Annotated in this window: 14 protein-coding genes; 9 read left to right on the forward strand and 5 right to left on the reverse strand. The window is 63.2% G+C overall.

Features of this window, described 5'->3' with window-relative positions; genetic code table 11:
• The first annotated feature begins 195 nt into the window (after positions 1 to 195).
• Both FHR23_RS06095 and FHR23_RS06100 read left to right on the forward strand, forming a co-directional pair.
• Positions 196 to 1,053: an aspartyl/asparaginyl beta-hydroxylase domain-containing protein gene (locus tag FHR23_RS06095; RefSeq protein WP_343043022.1), complete on the forward strand. Its 858-nt coding sequence runs from the start codon at positions 196 to 198 to the stop codon at positions 1,051 to 1,053.
• Between the two features lie 3 nt (positions 1,054 to 1,056).
• Entirely contained in the window at positions 1,057 to 1,803 is a 747-nt protein-coding gene (locus tag FHR23_RS06100; protein WP_184001965.1) for an RNA methyltransferase, read from the forward strand.
• A 49-nt stretch (positions 1,804 to 1,852) separates the two neighbouring features.
• On the opposite strand, the gene FHR23_RS06105 is transcribed toward FHR23_RS06100, so the two are convergent.
• The 3 genes from FHR23_RS06105 to ubiG all read right to left on the reverse strand — a co-directional run bounded on the left by FHR23_RS06105 (position 1,853) and on the right by ubiG (position 5,653).
• Positions 1,853 to 3,802, reverse strand: a complete 1,950-nt coding sequence (locus FHR23_RS06105; protein WP_184001966.1) for a CocE/NonD family hydrolase — start codon at positions 3,800 to 3,802, stop codon at positions 1,853 to 1,855.
• 109 nt (positions 3,803 to 3,911) lie between these two features.
• Positions 3,912 to 4,514 carry a helix-turn-helix transcriptional regulator gene (locus FHR23_RS06110; RefSeq protein WP_184001967.1) on the reverse strand — a complete coding sequence of 201 codons (603 nt, stop codon included), beginning with the start codon at positions 4,512 to 4,514 and terminating at the stop codon, positions 3,912 to 3,914.
• A 383-nt stretch (positions 4,515 to 4,897) separates the two neighbouring features.
• A complete protein-coding gene (gene ubiG / locus FHR23_RS06115; protein WP_184001968.1) occupies positions 4,898 to 5,653 on the reverse strand; it encodes a bifunctional 2-polyprenyl-6-hydroxyphenol methylase/3-demethylubiquinol 3-O-methyltransferase UbiG in 756 nt (251 codons plus the stop codon).
• Positions 5,654 to 5,712: 59 nt separating this feature from the next.
• On the opposite strand from ubiG, the gene FHR23_RS06120 reads away from it, so the two are divergent.
• The 3 genes from FHR23_RS06120 (at position 5,713) to FHR23_RS06130 (ending at position 8,300) form a co-directional block, all read left to right on the forward strand.
• Positions 5,713 to 6,966 (forward strand): aspartate kinase, encoded by a 1,254-nt coding sequence (locus FHR23_RS06120; RefSeq protein WP_184001969.1) that lies wholly within the window; start codon positions 5,713 to 5,715, stop codon positions 6,964 to 6,966.
• 337 nt (positions 6,967 to 7,303) lie between these two features.
• Entirely contained in the window at positions 7,304 to 7,705 is a 402-nt protein-coding gene (locus tag FHR23_RS06125; protein ID WP_184001970.1) for a hypothetical protein, read from the forward strand.
• 160 nt (positions 7,706 to 7,865) lie between these two features.
• Complete coding sequence (locus tag FHR23_RS06130) at positions 7,866 to 8,300, forward strand: ion channel (protein WP_184001971.1); 435 nt, start codon at positions 7,866 to 7,868, stop codon at positions 8,298 to 8,300.
• A 3-nt stretch (positions 8,301 to 8,303) separates the two neighbouring features.
• Here FHR23_RS06130 and FHR23_RS06135 read toward each other — a convergent pair whose 3' ends face one another.
• Together FHR23_RS06135 and FHR23_RS06140 are read right to left on the reverse strand one after the other, a co-directional pair.
• Entirely contained in the window at positions 8,304 to 9,542 is a 1,239-nt protein-coding gene (locus FHR23_RS06135; RefSeq protein ID WP_184001972.1) for an MFS transporter, read from the reverse strand.
• Between the two features lie 91 nt (positions 9,543 to 9,633).
• Complete coding sequence (locus tag FHR23_RS06140; protein ID WP_184001973.1) at positions 9,634 to 10,050, reverse strand: secondary thiamine-phosphate synthase enzyme YjbQ; 417 nt, start codon at positions 10,048 to 10,050, stop codon at positions 9,634 to 9,636.
• Positions 10,051 to 10,109: 59 nt separating this feature from the next.
• On the opposite strand from FHR23_RS06140, the gene FHR23_RS06145 reads away from it, so the two are divergent.
• From FHR23_RS06145 to FHR23_RS06160, 4 genes are all read left to right on the forward strand, one after another.
• The gene (locus tag FHR23_RS06145; protein WP_184001974.1) at positions 10,110 to 11,141 is read left to right on the forward strand and encodes an NAD(P)H-dependent flavin oxidoreductase; all 1,032 of its coding nucleotides are present in this window, start codon (positions 10,110 to 10,112) and stop codon (positions 11,139 to 11,141) included.
• A 107-nt stretch (positions 11,142 to 11,248) separates the two neighbouring features.
• Entirely contained in the window at positions 11,249 to 12,463 is a 1,215-nt protein-coding gene (locus FHR23_RS06150) for a hypothetical protein (protein WP_184001975.1), read from the forward strand.
• 65 nt (positions 12,464 to 12,528) lie between these two features.
• A complete protein-coding gene (gene ptsP, locus FHR23_RS06155; protein WP_184001976.1) occupies positions 12,529 to 14,805 on the forward strand; it encodes a phosphoenolpyruvate--protein phosphotransferase in 2,277 nt (758 codons plus the stop codon).
• Between the two features lie 97 nt (positions 14,806 to 14,902).
• Positions 14,903 to 15,700, forward strand: coding sequence for a helix-turn-helix domain-containing protein (locus FHR23_RS06160; protein ID WP_184001977.1), 798 nt, complete (start codon positions 14,903 to 14,905; stop codon positions 15,698 to 15,700).
• Positions 15,701 to 15,722: the final 22 nt, after the last annotated feature.

Consider the following 15,722-nt stretch of genomic DNA (forward strand, 5'->3'; position numbering starts at 1 on the left):
ATCCGCCAAAATGCCATTTTACGGCCCCAAAGCAGCATTAGCAGGCGCAGCAAATGAATTTGTGAACGATACGGTCTTGAAATTAAGCTGCGGCACCCAACTCTAGGGGCACCCGGCAAACCGGTTCGCAAATGAAACCAATATCACGTCCTGTCCGCAACACGCCGACAGACGATGCACGGCAGGAGGTATAATGTGCGTTTAGCGATCAGGGATAAACAGGCGGAAAAGCCCGCCATCGCCGCCCAGGATGCCGTGCAGCTTCCAAGCCTGTCGATGGTTTCCGGGGCACCCGGCGAAAGCACCGGGGAACCGGAGCCCGCTCCGGGAAAGCGCCCGCTCATCATCCGTGTCGGCAAGCATCTTCGCGGTGTCTTCGACCGCATCATCAGCCGATCCTCACTGGTGCCCAACGATCCGGTGCTCGATATGCGCCAGTTCGCATGGACGACCGTGTTGCGCGACAATTGGCAAACGATCCGCGACGAAGCCCGGCGGGTCGCGATGGTCGGCAATGCCGCACCCTCGCTCGCCACCATCTCCCCCGACCATCGTGCGATTGCGGAAGTCAATAAATGGCGCTCCTTCTTCCTGTGGGGCTATGGCTACGGGATTGAAGAGAATATCGCCCGGTGCCCGCAAACGGCGAAGCTGGTCGAACAGATTCCCGGTCTGAACACCGCGTTCTTTTCGATCCTTGCGCCGGGCACGCATATCCCGGCACATCGGGGCGTGACCAAGGGGCTGATTACCTGTCATCTCGGCCTGATCGTGCCGCGCGACGGCGATGTCCGGATGCGCGTCGATGACCGCATCCTGCGCTGGGCGGAGGGCGAAACGCTTGTGTTCGACGACACCTATGACCATGAGGTGTGGAACGACACCGAGGGAACACGCGTGGTATTGCTGATCCAGTTCGAACGCCCGCTGCGCAATCCGGGCAAGGCGTTTGCCGACTTCTTCCTGAACATGGCGAAACGCTCCGCCTTTGTGCAGGAAGCGCGCAGCAACATCCGGAACTGGAACGCGGCCCTGAAACAAATGGATATCTGATCGATGGCATCTCCCTCACGCGGCGAACGGCCCGCAATCATTCTGGTCCGTCCGCAGCTTGGGGAGAATATCGGCAAGGCGGCCCGTGCGATGCTGAATTTCGGGCTGACCGAAATGCGGTTGGTGGCGCCGCGTGACGGCTGGCCCAACCCGTCAGCGGGACCTGCGGCGAGCGGTGCCGACATCGTGCTCGAACAGGCGAAAGTCTATGCCAGCGTGGCCGACGCCGTGGCCGATTGTTCGCACGTTTATGCAACCACGGTGCGCAAGCGCGGCGTTACGAAACCGGTGCTGCACCCTGCAGAAGCCAGCCGCGAAATCCATGGTCAGACGGGCAAGTCGGCGGTGCTGTTCGGGCCTGAGCGATCCGGTCTGGAAACCGACGACGTGGCGGTTGCCCGCTCGATCGTCACCGTGCCGATCAATCCCGAATTCGGCAGCCTGAACCTTGCTCAGGCAGTAATCCTGATCGCCTACGAATGGTCGAAGGGAGAGGCGCTCGCTTCGCCGCCCGAAACCGATCTCGACCCGCCCGCGCCGCAGGGCGAGCTGGACGGGATGCTGGGTCAGCTCGACGGGATGCTGGAAGCAGCCGGTTTCTTCTTCCCGCCCGATCGCGCGCCGACCACCCGGCGGACGCTGCGCACGCTGCTCACCAAACCGGGATGGAGCGCGCAGGAAGTCCGCACCCTGCGCGGCGTGCTGTCCGCGCTCGACGGCCGCAAGCGCAAGCGCGTCGAACAGGATTGAATTCGGCGGAAACAGCACGTCCGGCGCGCCGCCCCCGCCGGACGAATCTTTATTTCTCCGCCGTCGAATGCGCGACCACGGGCAGCAGCACCGAACTGGCGTTCGCGCCGCCATGTTCGATGCTGATCGTCGCCTTCTGATAATCGGACGGCTGGGCGAAGAAGATATTCTTCACGTATTTCTGCGGGTTGCGGTCATAGACCGGGAACAGGGTGGATTGAATCTGCACCATGATCCGATGGCCCGGCTTGAATTCGTAATTCACCGTCGGCAGGCGGAATTTATATTCCTGTACCGTGTTCGCCGGAATCGCTGAGGGTTTTGAGAAGCTCTTGCGATAGCGGCCGCGGAAAATGTCCATCGCGATCGGCAGTTCATAGCCGCCCATTTTCGGATCGGCCGGGTCGGTTGAAGGATAGACATCGATCACCTTCACCACGAAATCGCCGTCGGTGCCGGTCGTTTTCGCGAAAATATCGGCGATCGGCGCGCCTTCCAGCCGTACGGTCTTCGTCAGCACCGGAGTCTGATAGGACAGAACATCCTTGCGGTCGGACACGAAGCGCTGATCCTGCACCAGCCATGTCCGCCAGCGATCCTCGTTACTGGCCGGAATCGGGCGCTGCATATAGGGCACCGGATGCGCGGGATCAGAAACATAGCTGTCCGATCCCGTCGCTGCCTTTTCAAAGCCCAGTCCCTTGTCCGCCTGCAGATAGATCGGCGTCAGCACCTGATTGCTCGCCACCTTCCAGTCGGCGAAGCGATCCCAGTGATTTTCCACCGGGTTATAGATCATCGCCTGCGGCATCGGCTGCGCCATCGGTGTGTCGCGCAGATAGTGATTGAAGAAGGGAATGAGCGTATTCTGCCGGAAATCGGCGGCGGTATCGCCATTCCATTTGAGCGGCCCCAGATTCCAGCCCGCCCGATTGATCTGGCTGTGCCACCACGGGCCGATCACCAGATGGTTGTTGGCGACATGGCCTGCTTTCTTCAGCGCCTCCCAGCTATGCACCGCGCCATAGATATCCTCCTGATCCCATAGCCCCTGCAACCAGATGGTCGGAACGTTCGACGGGTGGGCGGCAACCATCCTGTCCACCGCCTGCAACTGCCAGAAAGCGTCATAGGCAGGGTGCGCCGACAACCGGTTCCACCAGGGAAGCTGCTTGAACCCATGTTTTTCAGCAAAGGTGCCGATGGCGCCCGCATGCAGGAAATTGCTGTAATCGTCATAGCCTTCGCGCGGCACGGCCGGACCGCTGCCGCGCTGCGTCATCTGGCCGGTGAAATAATCGAGATTGCCGATGCGGAAGGCGCCGTAATGGAACCAGTCGTCGCCCATCCAGCCATCGACCATCGGGCTTTCTGGAGCGGCAACCTTCAACGCAGGATGCGGGTCGAGCAGCGCCATCGCCACCGTCCAGCCGTCATAGGAGGAACCGATCATGCCCACCTTGCCGTTCGACTGGCTGACATTCTTCACCAGCCAGTCGATCGTGTCCCAGGCATCGGTGGTGTCGTCGGTCCTGGTCGGATTGAGCGGCCCGCGCGGCGGGCGGGTCATGACGTACTTGCCTTCGGAACCGTATTTGCCGCGAATATCCTGCCAGACCAGAATATAGCTGCCGTCCGCCCAGTCGCGGTCGCCAGACCACACCGCATCCTTCATATGCGGGCTGTCATTGGGCGCAAATCCGCTGGCGTCATAGGGCGTGCGTTCCAGCAGCATCGGCAGGTCGTGCGCACCCTTTGGAATCATGATGACGGTGTGCAGCTTCACCCCGTCGCGCATCGGGATCATCACATCCTTCTTGATATAATCGAAATTATCTTCCGGCTGCTGCCAGTCGGCGGGAATGTCGGTGCCCGTCTGCACCATATCGGGTGTGACCTGGGCGGCGAGCTGCTTTGCGCTCTCCTGCGGCACGGGAGCGGCTCCCACCAGTGCGAGCGTGGCGGCGGCAAGAAATGTGGATCGGACGCGATGGCGCATGGTTGCGAAACCCCTTTATCGTTCGGCGCTTTCCCTGTGGCGCGCGACTGTACCGGCTGGTCGATGTTTCGCAAGCATCCCTCGCGGGGGCGGCATCAAACCGGCAGGGTCAGGGCAGGCGATAGGGGCTTAACCGGAACAGCAACTGTTCGCGCGACGACACATCCAGTTTCGCATAGATCTGGCGGATATGGCTGCGCACGGTGCCCGGTGCGATGCCGCCTTCATCGGCGATGGTCGCCACCGTCTTGCCGACCACGATAGACTGCAACACATCATGTTCCGCCGGTGTCAGCCCGAACACTATATCGAGTGCGACATAGCGGGGAACAAAGCCCCCATTGTCATGCATCATGGTCAGCCCGACGACTTGCCCGTCGCCCACAGTCAGCCGGCGGGCATGCAGCACCAGATTCCCGCCATCCAGTTGCGCAACCATTGTCGCCGTCGGGTTGTCCGTCCCCCTGGCAAAGGTCAGCAACGCGCGCTGTACCGACGCCTGCTCGAAAAACAGGAACCCCTCGCGGTCTTCCACGCCCGTTCTGCCGTCAAGCAGGTCGAGCGCACAGGGGTTGGCCCATACTATCTTCAACGCGCCCGATACCAACATCCGCGCGTTTTCTTCGCACGCAAGCCAGTTCAATGCGGCCGCAGTAATATGGGACGCATTTTCATCGCCCCTGCTCTGTGCAAGCTGCGCCTGCAACGCCATCGCATCCTCTCCCAGATCGTCCGACCAGTTCTTCCGACCGGTCCGGAGCCGAACATCTGCGCAAAGATTGCCGTGCCTGAATTTTCCTCGTCGGATTCACCGCGAGAGTCTGGGGAAGCGGGGACTCCCCATGCTAAAACAACTCAGTCATCAACATCTGCGATGGCGGGTATAAAACAGAAAAATGTACATTTTAAGTAATTAAAACAAGACCGTTCAGGGAATATCCCAATATACGGGTTAATTCGTATCGAATCCGCCCCGTCGCGAAACACTTTGTCGGAAATTCTTCCTATTCATACCTAATAATAGGTAGCAATCCTGAAATATGGCCGCCCGATCCGATCGGAAAATTTCTTCTTGGGTGATCGGCGCCCGCGCTTTTATCGGCACGCGGTCAGGAAATAATCCAGCCTGGTATCGTCGGAGAGCGCGAAACCGGCCCCCGGCGAAAAATGCAGGCCGCGTATATCGATCACTTTCAGCCCCGCCTTTTCCACCAGTTCGGTCAGTTCGTCCGGCGTCAGGAACTTGCTCCAGTCATGCGTGCCCTTCGGCACCGCGCCGGTGCCTTCGCCGATGGTAATCATCGCCAGCCGCGACAGCGCGGTACGATTGGGGGTGGAGAGCACCAGCAATCCGTCCTCGGCCAGCAGATCGACCAGACCGGTTACAAAGGCTTCCGGATCGACGACATGCTCGACCACTTCCATCGAGGTGACGAGATCGAATGTGCGACCCGCCACCGCCTCGACACCGCCGTGCAGATACTCGATGGCCAGCCCGCCCGCTTCGGCATGGGCGCGCGCCGCGCCGATATTTTCAGGCGCTGCATCGACGCCGGTCACGCTTGCCCCCAGCCGCGCCAGCGGTTCGGCGAGCAGTCCGGCGCCGCACCCCATATCGAGCGCGGTCTTCCCGGCCAGCGGGGTAAATCCGTCGGGATCGCCGTCCCAATGCGCGTCGATCCGTTGCCGCAGATAGGCCAGCCGCGGCGGATTGAGCCGATGCAGCATCGCCGACGACCCTTTCGGATTCCACCAGTCGGCGGCAAGGGTGCCGAAATGCGCGGCTTCCGCCGGGTCGATGGTTGACGATGCGGAACGATCCGCCGGTACGGTAGTGCTTGCCATTGCCATGCCCCCTTCCTATCAGGACGCCCCGTTGCTCCCAAGCGCTATTGAAAGACTGAGACGCTATGGCACGTATCGTGATGAAGTTCGGCGGCACCTCCATGGCCGGGATCGAACGCATCCGTATTGTGGCGGAACGCGTCAAACACGAATGGGAAGCGGGTAACGAGGTCGCCGTGGTGGTTTCCGCGATGGCGGGCGAGACCGATCGGCTGGTCAATTTCTGCCGGGAAGCGTCCGCGCTCTACGATCCGCGCGAATATGACGTGGTGGTGTCGTCGGGCGAGCAGATCACCTCCGGCCTGCTCGCCATCACGCTGCAGGCGATCGGCGTGCCCGCGCGCAGCTGGCTCGGCTGGCAATTGCCGATCCGCACGTCGGACGGACATGGTTCGGCCCGGATCGAGGCAATCGACACGACCGCGCTCAACGCCAGCCTGGCCGACCGGCAGGTCGCCGTCATCCCCGGCTTTCAGGGCATGGCGCTGGGCGAGCGGGTGGCGACACTGGGCCGCGGCGGATCGGATACCAGCGCGGTGGCGATGGCGGCCGCGATGAAGGCCGACCGCTGCGACATCTATACCGATGTCGACGGCGTCTATACCACCGACCCGCGCATCGTGCCGCGTGCCCGCAAGCTGAAGCGCGTCACTTATGAAGAAATGCTCGAACTGGCGAGCGTCGGCGCGAAAGTGCTGCAAACGCGTTCGGTCGGGCTGGCAATGAAGGAAGGGGTGCGCGTGCAGGTGCTCTCCTCCTTCGTCGAAGCCGGCGACGATCCCGAACCCGGCACGCTGATCGTCGGCGAGGAGGAGATTGACGATATGGAACGACAGCTCATCACCGGCGTCGCCTATGACAAGAGCGAGGCGAAGGTCACGCTGGCCGAAGTGCCCGACCGTCCCGGCGCGGTGGCGGCAATCTTTGGCCCGCTCGCCGAAGCGAACATCAATGTCGACATGATCGTGCAGAATATCGCGCACACCACCGGATCGACCGACGTCACCTTCACGGTACCGCGTGCCGAACTGCCCCGCGCACTCGACGTGCTCGACAAAGCGCGCGGCGATATCGGCTATTCCAGGCTGATCCACGATCCGCGTGTCGCCAAAATCTCGGTCGTCGGTGTCGGCATGCGCAGTCATGCCGGTGTCGCAGCGCAGATGTTCACGACGCTGGGCGCGCGCGGCATCAATATCCTTGCCATCACCACCAGCGAGATCAAGGTCAGCGTGCTGATCGAAGAGGATTATAGCGAACTGGCGGTGCGCGTGCTCCACACCGCCTATGGCCTCGACGCGGAAGACGACGCGGCCTGATTCGGTTGCGAGCCGGACATGCCGCCGGTTCCAAAGTTCAGGAAGTTGAGGGTACGTCCCCCCTCGCTTTCCTTCCTGTGCCGTTCGAAAAGGATCGGTCGGGGAAAGGCGTGCCTGTTGCATTCGCCAGTATAAAGCACCGGAAATCCTACATTTCCAGTGCCATTGCCGGATGCGGGCATGGAAGCGCGTGCGACGATATCGCCTAGGCGGTGTGGATAAATTCCGCCCTGGCGGGAGCGTCAGCCATCCGCCAACTTTCCTCAGAAACGGACTTTCCGGAGCCGCCGACAAGGCTGACCTTGCGCAAACGGTATAGGTCAGCGAAGATCTGCCCATGTGGAGATTTGCGAAATCGGTTTTGGCAGGGACGATAGCAGGTGCGGCATTACCCATGATCGTCACTGTGCCACTCGCGGCAGTTAACCTCATCTGGCCGCTAACCGGACATCTCGACATCTTCGGCTCAATATACCTCGCCACATTGCCACTACTGATGGCTTTCGGATTGGTGTTCCTTTCTAGCGTATTTGTCGGCTTGCCTGCTGCCGCGATTTTGAAGTTACTTAGCGCCGAAAGCGCAATCACCTACCAATCGATCGGAGCCACAGTTGGGTTTCTCGTAACGCTGATTGGGTTGCTGGCAATCGATGCAACTGCCGGATTTTGGATGTGCATCCTCGGGGTGCTCGCAGGCGGAGTAACCGCCAGAACATGGTGGCGATCAGCGCACGCATAAAGCGTCCACTAACCCCCGACTTTCCTGTCGTTCGCCATGCTCGCGGTGCTTTCTAACAGCGGCCCTCCATTTGGGTCGGAATTTGTCCCCGCCGACTAAGGAGCACTGTGTGCTCTAAGCTACTTGACCGGATCGTTGCGTCCGCGAATGATCGCACGCGATGTTCGCGCAACTGACCATCGCCACCCTCATGGTGCTGCTGACCGTGGCGATCCACGGTGCGGGGTTGCTGGTGCTGACCCGGCTGATGCGCCGGGAAGTGCGCGAAGAACATCAGGAAATCGCCCAGGGTGCGATGCATGTATCGGCGCGCGGCTTCATCGTCACGCTGGCGCTGGTGCTCGGCCTGTTCACGCTGCACGGCGTCGAGATATGGCTCTATGCCGCACTATATCTGTTCGGCGGCGCGCTCGGCGATCTGGAACATGCCGTCTATTTCTCGACCATCACCTATGCGACGATCGGCTATGACGATCAGGGGCTGGCCATTGCCTGGCGGCTGGTGGCGGCGATCGAGGGGATCAACGGTGTGTTGCTGCTCGGCTGGTCCACCGCCTTCTTCGTGACCATGGTGGGCCGGATCGGACGGCGATAGGGCCTATGCCGCGGCAGCATTGCGACGGCGCACGCGGTTCGCGGCAAAGGCGAGCGCGAAGGACGCCAGCACGCACCATACGGCAAAGCCCAGCATCTGTGTCGGCAGTGCGACGCCCTGATCGATCAGCGCGCCGGTAATGCCGGGGCCGATCGCGGTCGACAGCACCGTCACCGATACGATGATCGCACGGATGCCACCCAGATTGGCGGTGCCATAGACTTCCGGCCACAGCGCGCCGAGCAGCGTCTGGGTAAAGCCGTTGCTGATGCCGAGCAGGAACATGAACAGATAGACGCCCCAGACCGGGGTAATCAGCCCGACCGCCAGCGAGGCGACGGCCAGCGGGATCAGGAAGAAGGGCAACAGACGCAGCGCTCCATAGCGGTCGACCAGATGACCGCAGACCAGCCCGAACACCACATTGGTCACCGCCATCACCGGAAAGGCCCCGGCGAACACCAGCGGGTCATAGCCACGCAGTGCGATCAGATAGCCCTGATGGAAAAAGATCACCGTGCCGATGAACGGCGGCGCCAGGATGCCGATCAGCAGCAGATAGAGCATCGGATCGCGGACCACCTGCGCCCGTGTCCAGTCGCGCGCGGTGCGCGGATCGCGATACCCCGCCTCAGCCGAATGGGGCACGCGCTCGACGCTGAGCAGCCCGGTAATCGCCGGAAACCCGATCAGCAGCACCAGCCCGGCCGACGCGATCCACGCGCCGCGCCAGCCCAGCCAGCCATGCACGAGTACGAAAATCGGCGGCAGCAGCGCATAGCCTGCCTGCATTCCCGGCGCGACCAGCGCCATCGCGCGCCCGCGGTTGGCGGCGAACCAGCGCCCGATCTCGGTATAGGCGATCTCCGTCATCATCCCCTGCCCGAACAGGCGCAGCAGATAGAGCGCGAAACACAGCACCACGACATGCGGCGCGGTGCCGACCAGCAGGCAGGCGAGCGCAAGCGCGGGCAGCGCGAAGCGTGCCACCTTCCACCCCGGCATGAAATCCAGCGTGCGCCCCAGCCATGGCAGCGTCAGCGCGCTTCCCAGCGTGGCGAGCATATAAAGGCCGCCGAACTCCCCGCCCGACAGATCGAATTGGGTGCGCAGGTCGTTTCCCGACAGCCCGACGAAAAAGGTCTGACCGAACGACGAAAACATGGTGAGCAGAAAGCCGCCGCCGATCCAGCGGCCATTGTCACGGACGAACCGCGCATTTTCATTCAGGAATCGCCGCATTGCCCGCCAGTGGCGTAGTATCGCGCGGAAGGAAAGCCCGGATTACTTGCGCTATTGGAAATCATGATTGTCGCTGACGCACAGCATCCGCCTATTCGCCGATCAGATGCGCGGCAATCCGGCGCCGATGGCCGTGATGGCGATGTTCGAACAGGTAAATCCCCTGCCAGGTGCCCAGCGCCATGCGGCCGCCCATCACCGGGATCGACAGGCTGGTCGCGGTCAGTGCCGAGCGCAGATGGGCGGGCATGTCGTCCGGCCCTTCATCGTCATGTTCATACTGGGCGCTTTCCGGGGCGATGCGCGCGAAATAGCGCTCCAGATCGCGGCGCGCGGCGGGCGCGGCATTTTCCTGAATCAGCAGCGAGGCCGATGTATGGCGGACGAACAGCGTCAGCAGCCCTTCGGCCATGCCGCTATCCGCCACAAAAGCCGCCACCTGATCGGTGCATTCGTGCAGCCCCTGCCCCGGTGTGGCAACGGTCAGGATGGCACTGGTCTGACGCATGGTATCTCCTTTCGCATCGCGCTTGCCCTGATGCATCGGGCGAGGCTAGGGCTGGCGTCATGAACGAACAAGCATCCACCGGCGCCGCGCGCCTTTCCCGCCGTATGGCGCGGGGCTGTGAATTTCTCGGCACCGACGTCGCCATTCTGGGCGGCGCCATGTCCTGGGTCTCCGAACGTAATCTGGTTGCCGCGATTTCCAATGCCGGGGGGTTCGGCGTGATCGCCTGCGGCGCGATGACGCCGGACCTGCTCGATGCGGAGATTGCCGGCACGAAGGCGCTGACCGACAAGCCGTTCGGCGTCAACCTGATCACCATGCACCCCGACCTGACGGCGCTGATCGACGTGTGCCGCAAACATGCAGTCGGCCATGTCGTGCTGGCGGGCGGGCTTCCCCCGGCGGGCAGCATCGACGCGATCAAGGCAAGCGGCGCGAAGCTGATCTGCTTTGCCCCGGCAATGGCGCTGGCGAAAAAGCTGATGCGCTCCGGCGTCGATGCGCTGGTGGTCGAAGGGATGGAGGCGGGCGGCCATGTCGGCCCGGTATCGACCAGCGTGCTGGCGCAGGAAATCCTGCCCGAAGTCGCCGCCGACATCCCGGTGTTCGTCGCGGGCGGCATCGGCCGGGGAGAGGCGATTGCGGGCTATCTCGACATGGGTGCGGCGGGCGTACAGCTCGGCACGCGCTTCGTCTGCGCGACCGAAAGCATCGCGCACGCCCATTTCAAAAAGGCCTTCATCCGCGCCTCCGCCCGCGAAGCCGTTACCAGCGTGCAGGTCGATCCGCGCCTGCCGGTCATCCCGGTGCGCGCGCTTAAAAATGCCGGGACCGAACTGTTCACCGCCAAGCAGCGGGAAGTCGCGCAGGCGCTGGACGAAGGCAAGATAGCAATGGCCGAGGCACAGTTGCAGATCGAACATTACTGGGCGGGTGCGCTGCGCCGTGCGGTGATCGACGGCGATATCGAACATGGCTCGATCATGGCCGGGCAATCGGTCGGCATGGTGAAGAAGGAAGAGCCGGTCGCCGACATCATCGCATCGCTGATGGACGAAGCGGCGGCGGCACTGGAAAAACGCGCGATGTAAACGGGAGGAAGCGGTCTATCCGACCCGGCGGAGCATTGTCGCCCGACGGACGTTGAGCATCGCGTCGTCCTTTCCGGCGACCGATTTCACCTGCCGCAAAGGACCGCATGAGCGACACCATCATCCTTGCCGCTGCCGTGGTGCTGGCGCTGGCCGTCACGGCGGCGCTGGCCTTCACCCGGTTCGGGCGCAGTGAACAATGGCTGGCGACGGTAACGCCGCTTGCATCGATCATCGGCAGCGGTTTCCTGATCTGCGGGCCGTTGCTGGCGCGCGAGTTCGGCGCGCTGGCGGCACCGGCAATGGCCGTCCTGCTGCTGCTGTCCTATGCGGTCGGCGCGGTCATCCGCTTCAACATTGCCGAGGCCGAACCCGTGCTGGCGGAGGTCGGCACCCATCACCCGATCGCCTGGACCGCGCGAACCGGACAGGGCGTGCTGGCCGCCGCCTATGCGGTGTCGGTCGCCTATTACCTCAAGCTGCTGGCGTTGTTTGCTTTACGCGCAGTGCATACGGAATCGGGCTTTTACGCCAATATCATCGTCACGGTCATCGTCGTGATCCTGACCATCCTCGGCTTTACCGGCGGGCTGCGCCGGGTTGAGCGGGTGGCGGATGCCAGCGTGTCGCTGAAGCTCGGGCTGATCGCCGGGATGCTGGCCGCGCTGGCACTCGACTGGATCGGCGGCAAGGCGGGCGGCCATGCGCTGCCCCCGATACGGCTGCACTGGAGCAGCATCTTCCTGCTGCTTGGCCTGCTGATTACCGTGCAGGGGTTCGAAACCTCCCGCTATATGGGTGCCGGCTATGATCGCGAAACGCGCATCCGCACGATGCGCCACGCGCAATGGATATCGTCCGTCATCTATATCCTGTTTCTGATACTGCTGACGCCGCGGCTGGGACAGGCTGCCGATACGCAGGGCGTGGCAGGCGTGCTGGACGTGATGCAGTCGGTGGCACCGTTTCTGGGCGCGTTCGTGCTGGTGACGGCGGCGGCCAGCCAGTTGAGCGCGGCGGTGGCGGACTCGATCGGGTCGACCGGGCTGGTCGTCGAATTGTCGCGCAGCCGGTTTACGATGGCGAGCGGCTATGCGCTGGCAGGCGGACTGGCGCTGCTCGTCACCTGGCTGACCGACGCGTTTCAGGTGATCGCGCTCGCCAGCCGGGCCTTCGCGCTGTTTTATGCCTTTCAATGCGTGATCGGAATCGCTTCCGCCCGGATGCGCGGCAAGGGCGGGCTGGCCTGGCAGGGGTTCATGGCGCTGGTGGGCATTGCCTGTCTGGCCGCGGTCGTCGCAGGCGCACCTGCCGAAGGATAAGCTTTTTCAACCATTTTGGCCTATCCACATTGGCGAAACGATCCGCAATCTGGTAGCGATAGGATATGCCCGTTTCGGCCGCCGCCTCTGCCCGTGAAATCCTGACGCGTCTGCACGACGTGATGGCCTCTCGCGCGCCCGCGCAGTCGAAGCTCAATTCGGTGGTCAATGTCATCGGCGAGGCGATGGATAGCGAGGTCTGCTCCATCTATCTGCTGCGCGAAGGGCTGCTGGAACTGTTCGCGACGCGCGGGCTGGATCAGGAGGCGGTGCACGTCACCCGGCTCGCCATGGGCGAAGGTCTGGTCGGCACCATCGCCGCCAATGTCGAGACGCTGAACCTGGCCGAAGCCGCCGCCCATCCCGATTTCGCCTATCGCCCCGAAACCGGGGAGGACCGCTTTCACAGCTTTGCCGGTGTGCCGATCATCCGGCGTGAACGTGCGGTCGGCGTGCTGGCCGTGCAGCACAGCGAACCGCGCCGTTATGCCGATGTCGAGATCGAGGCGTTGCAGACGGTGGCGATGGTGATGAGCGAGCTGATCGCCAATGCCGGACTGATCGACCCGACCAGCGATCCGGTCGCACGCCCGCAATCGACCGCGGAAGCGCGGGTGACGGGGTTCAAGCTGGTCGACGGCATGGCGGCGGGCGCCGCCGTATTCCACCAGCCGCGCATTCATATCGAACATACGGTGGCGGAGGATACCGAGGCCGAGCGGCACCGCGTCTATGCCGCGTTCGACAAGATGCGCGACCAGATCGACCGTATGTCGAGCCAGGCCGAATTCGGCGTCGGCGGCGAACATGAGGAGGTTCTCGAAACCTACAAGATGTTCGCCTATGACGAAGGCTGGGCACGGCGCATCAACGAAGCGATCGACAGCGGCCTGACCGCCGAAGCCGCAATCGAGCGCGTGCAGCAGCGCACCCGGATGCGGATGCGCGAGATCGACGATCCGTTGCTGCGCGACCGGATGCACGATCTGGAGGATCTGTCCAACCGGCTGATCCGTATCGTTTCCGGCCAGCTCAGCACGGCGGCGCAGATGGGGCTGCGGCAGGATTCGATCCTGATCGCGCGCAATCTGGGTCCGGCCGAACTGCTGGAATATGATCGCCGGCGGCTGAAGGGCGTGATTCTGGAGGAAGGATCGCTGACCGCGCATGTCACCATCGTCGCCCGCGCGATGGGCGTGCCGATGCTGGGCCGCGTGCGCGACATCAAGCAACTGGTGGCGGAGGGCGACCGGCTGCTCCTCGACAGCGAAGAAGAGTCCCTGACCATCCGTCCCAGCACGGCAATGGAAGAGGCGTTCGATGCGAAGCTGCTGGTCACCCAGCGCCGTCGTGCCGCCTTTGCCCGGTTGCGCGGCGCAGAACCGGTTACAAAGGACGGCCATCGCATGACGGTGATGGTCAATGCCGGGCTGCGCGACGATGTGGCCGCAATCGAGTTGACGGGCGCGGACGGCATCGGCCTGTTCCGCACCGAATTTCAGTTCCTCGTTTCCGCCACCCTGCCCCAGCGCGAACGCCAGCAACGCCTGTATCGCGATGTCCTCGACGCGGCAGGCGACAAGCCGGTGGTGTTCCGAACCGTCGATATCGGCGGCGACAAGGCGCTGCCCTATCTCGACCATGACGAAAATTCCGAGGAGGAAAACCCGGCAATGGGCTGGCGCGCGCTGCGGCTGGCGCTGGACCGGGAAGCACTGATGAAGGCGCAGGCGCGCGCGCTGCTGGAAGCGGGTGCGGGGCGCGTGCTCAACGTCATGTTCCCGATGGTGTCCGAACCATGGGAGTTCGACGAAGCGCTGGAATTGTTCGAGGTGCAGCGCAACTGGCTGAGCGATCGCGGCCGCAAATTGCCGACCGAGGTGCGGTTCGGGGTGATGCTGGAAGTGCCCGCCCTTGCCGAAACGCTCGACATGATCCTGCCGAAGCTCGATTTTCTGTCGATCGGCACCAACGACCTGACCCAGTTTCTGTTCGCCGCCGACCGCGCGCACCCCAAGCTGGCGCTGCGCTATGACTGGCTCAGCCCGGCCATCCTGCGCTTCATTCGCCGCGTCCAGACGCAGGCAGGCGCCGCGGGCGTACCCGTCGCGGTGTGCGGCGAAATGGGCGGGCGCCCGCTGGAGGCGATGGCGCTGCTGGGCCTTGGTATCGAGCGGCTGTCGATCACCCCGGCTGCGGTCGGATCGATCAAGGCCATGGTGCGCTCGCTCGATCGCGACGCGCTGATGGCGGAGATGAACGGCTGGCTGGCGACCCCGCCGCGCAGCCTGCGCCCGCTGCTGACCCGCTGGGCCGAAGCACACGGGGTCGAACTGGCGTAAATTCCGTCGATTTCGTTCACTTGCCGTTGACAGCGCACCGCCCCTGTTAGAGACCGTGTTGCAGGGCATCAAACCAGTCGCACCCCCGCCGGAGAGCATGATGAACGAAAACGACGCCGATCAGGAAGCCGGAAACTCCGCGCATACTATCGGTGAGCGTCTGCGCGCGGGCCGTGAGCGCGAGGGGCTGGCCCTGGACGACATTGCCGAACGTACACGCATTCCGCTGCGCCATCTGCAAGCGATCGAAAACGACGACTATTCCAGCCTGCCCGCCCCGACCTATGCCCTCGGCTTTGCCAAAGCCTATGCGCGCGCTGTCGGAATGGACGAAGTGGCGATAGCACATGATCTGCGCAATGAACTGGATGCAGGCTATGAACGCCCTGCCCCGTCGATTGCCTATGAAGTGCCCGAACCGCCGCGCGGCCCCGGCCGCGGCGTGGTGTTCACCGGCGTTGCGGTGGCGGTGCTGGTGCTGCTGGGCATCGCGCTCTGGTACGGCACCGACTGGTTCCGCAACAGCGGTCAGGCCGATACGCCGGTCGCCGAGGCCTCTCCCACGCCGACCCCGACGCCAAGCCCCAGTGCCGCGGTCCCGCAAAGCGGGGGTCAGGTGGTGCTGACCGCGACCGGTCAGGTCTGGGTGCGGATCTATGACGCCCAGGACAAGACGCTGATGATGAAGACGATGAGCGCGGGCGAGACCTATGACGTGCCGCAGGATGCCGACAATCCGATGATCAATGTCGGTCGGCCAGGCATGTTGAAGGTTACGATCAACGGTGCCGCAGTCGCGCCGCTGGGGCCACCCGAACGGGCCATCAAGGACGTGCCGGTCAGCGCCGATGCGTTGCGGGCGCGCACCACCAGCCCTGCCGATAACGCGGGCTGAACCAGGGAAGGCTGGCGCTTTG

It is taken from the genome of Stakelama sediminis, from assembly GCF_014199335.1.
In the GTDB taxonomy this organism is placed as follows: domain Bacteria; phylum Pseudomonadota; class Alphaproteobacteria; order Sphingomonadales; family Sphingomonadaceae; genus Sphingomonas; species Sphingomonas sediminis.

Bases quoted from the DNA above. Each gene is read 5' to 3' on its own strand.
- FHR23_RS06135 (WP_184001972.1), bottom strand. From the start codon at position 9,542: ATGCGGCGATTCCTGAATGAAAATGCGCGGTTCGTCCGTGACAATGGC.
- FHR23_RS06105 (WP_184001966.1), bottom strand. From the start codon at position 3,802: ATGCGCCATCGCGTCCGATCCACATTTCTTGCCGCCGCCACGCTCGCA.
- ubiG (WP_184001968.1), bottom strand. From the start codon at position 5,653: ATGGCAATGGCAAGCACTACCGTACCGGCGGATCGTTCCGCATCGTCA.
- FHR23_RS06130 (WP_184001971.1), top strand. From the start codon at position 7,866: ATGTTCGCGCAACTGACCATCGCCACCCTCATGGTGCTGCTGACCGTG.
- FHR23_RS06120 (WP_184001969.1), top strand. From the start codon at position 5,713: ATGGCACGTATCGTGATGAAGTTCGGCGGCACCTCCATGGCCGGGATC.
- FHR23_RS06140 (WP_184001973.1), bottom strand. From the start codon at position 10,050: ATGCGTCAGACCAGTGCCATCCTGACCGTTGCCACACCGGGGCAGGGG.
- FHR23_RS06110 (WP_184001967.1), bottom strand. From the start codon at position 4,514: ATGGCGTTGCAGGCGCAGCTTGCACAGAGCAGGGGCGATGAAAATGCG.
- FHR23_RS06160 (WP_184001977.1), top strand. From the start codon at position 14,903: ATGATGAACGAAAACGACGCCGATCAGGAAGCCGGAAACTCCGCGCAT.
- FHR23_RS06150 (WP_184001975.1), top strand. From the start codon at position 11,249: ATGAGCGACACCATCATCCTTGCCGCTGCCGTGGTGCTGGCGCTGGCC.
- FHR23_RS06145 (WP_184001974.1), top strand. From the start codon at position 10,110: ATGAACGAACAAGCATCCACCGGCGCCGCGCGCCTTTCCCGCCGTATG.
- FHR23_RS06100 (WP_184001965.1), top strand. From the start codon at position 1,057: ATGGCATCTCCCTCACGCGGCGAACGGCCCGCAATCATTCTGGTCCGT.
- FHR23_RS06125 (WP_184001970.1), top strand. From the start codon at position 7,304: ATGTGGAGATTTGCGAAATCGGTTTTGGCAGGGACGATAGCAGGTGCG.
- ptsP (WP_184001976.1), top strand. From the start codon at position 12,529: ATGCCCGTTTCGGCCGCCGCCTCTGCCCGTGAAATCCTGACGCGTCTG.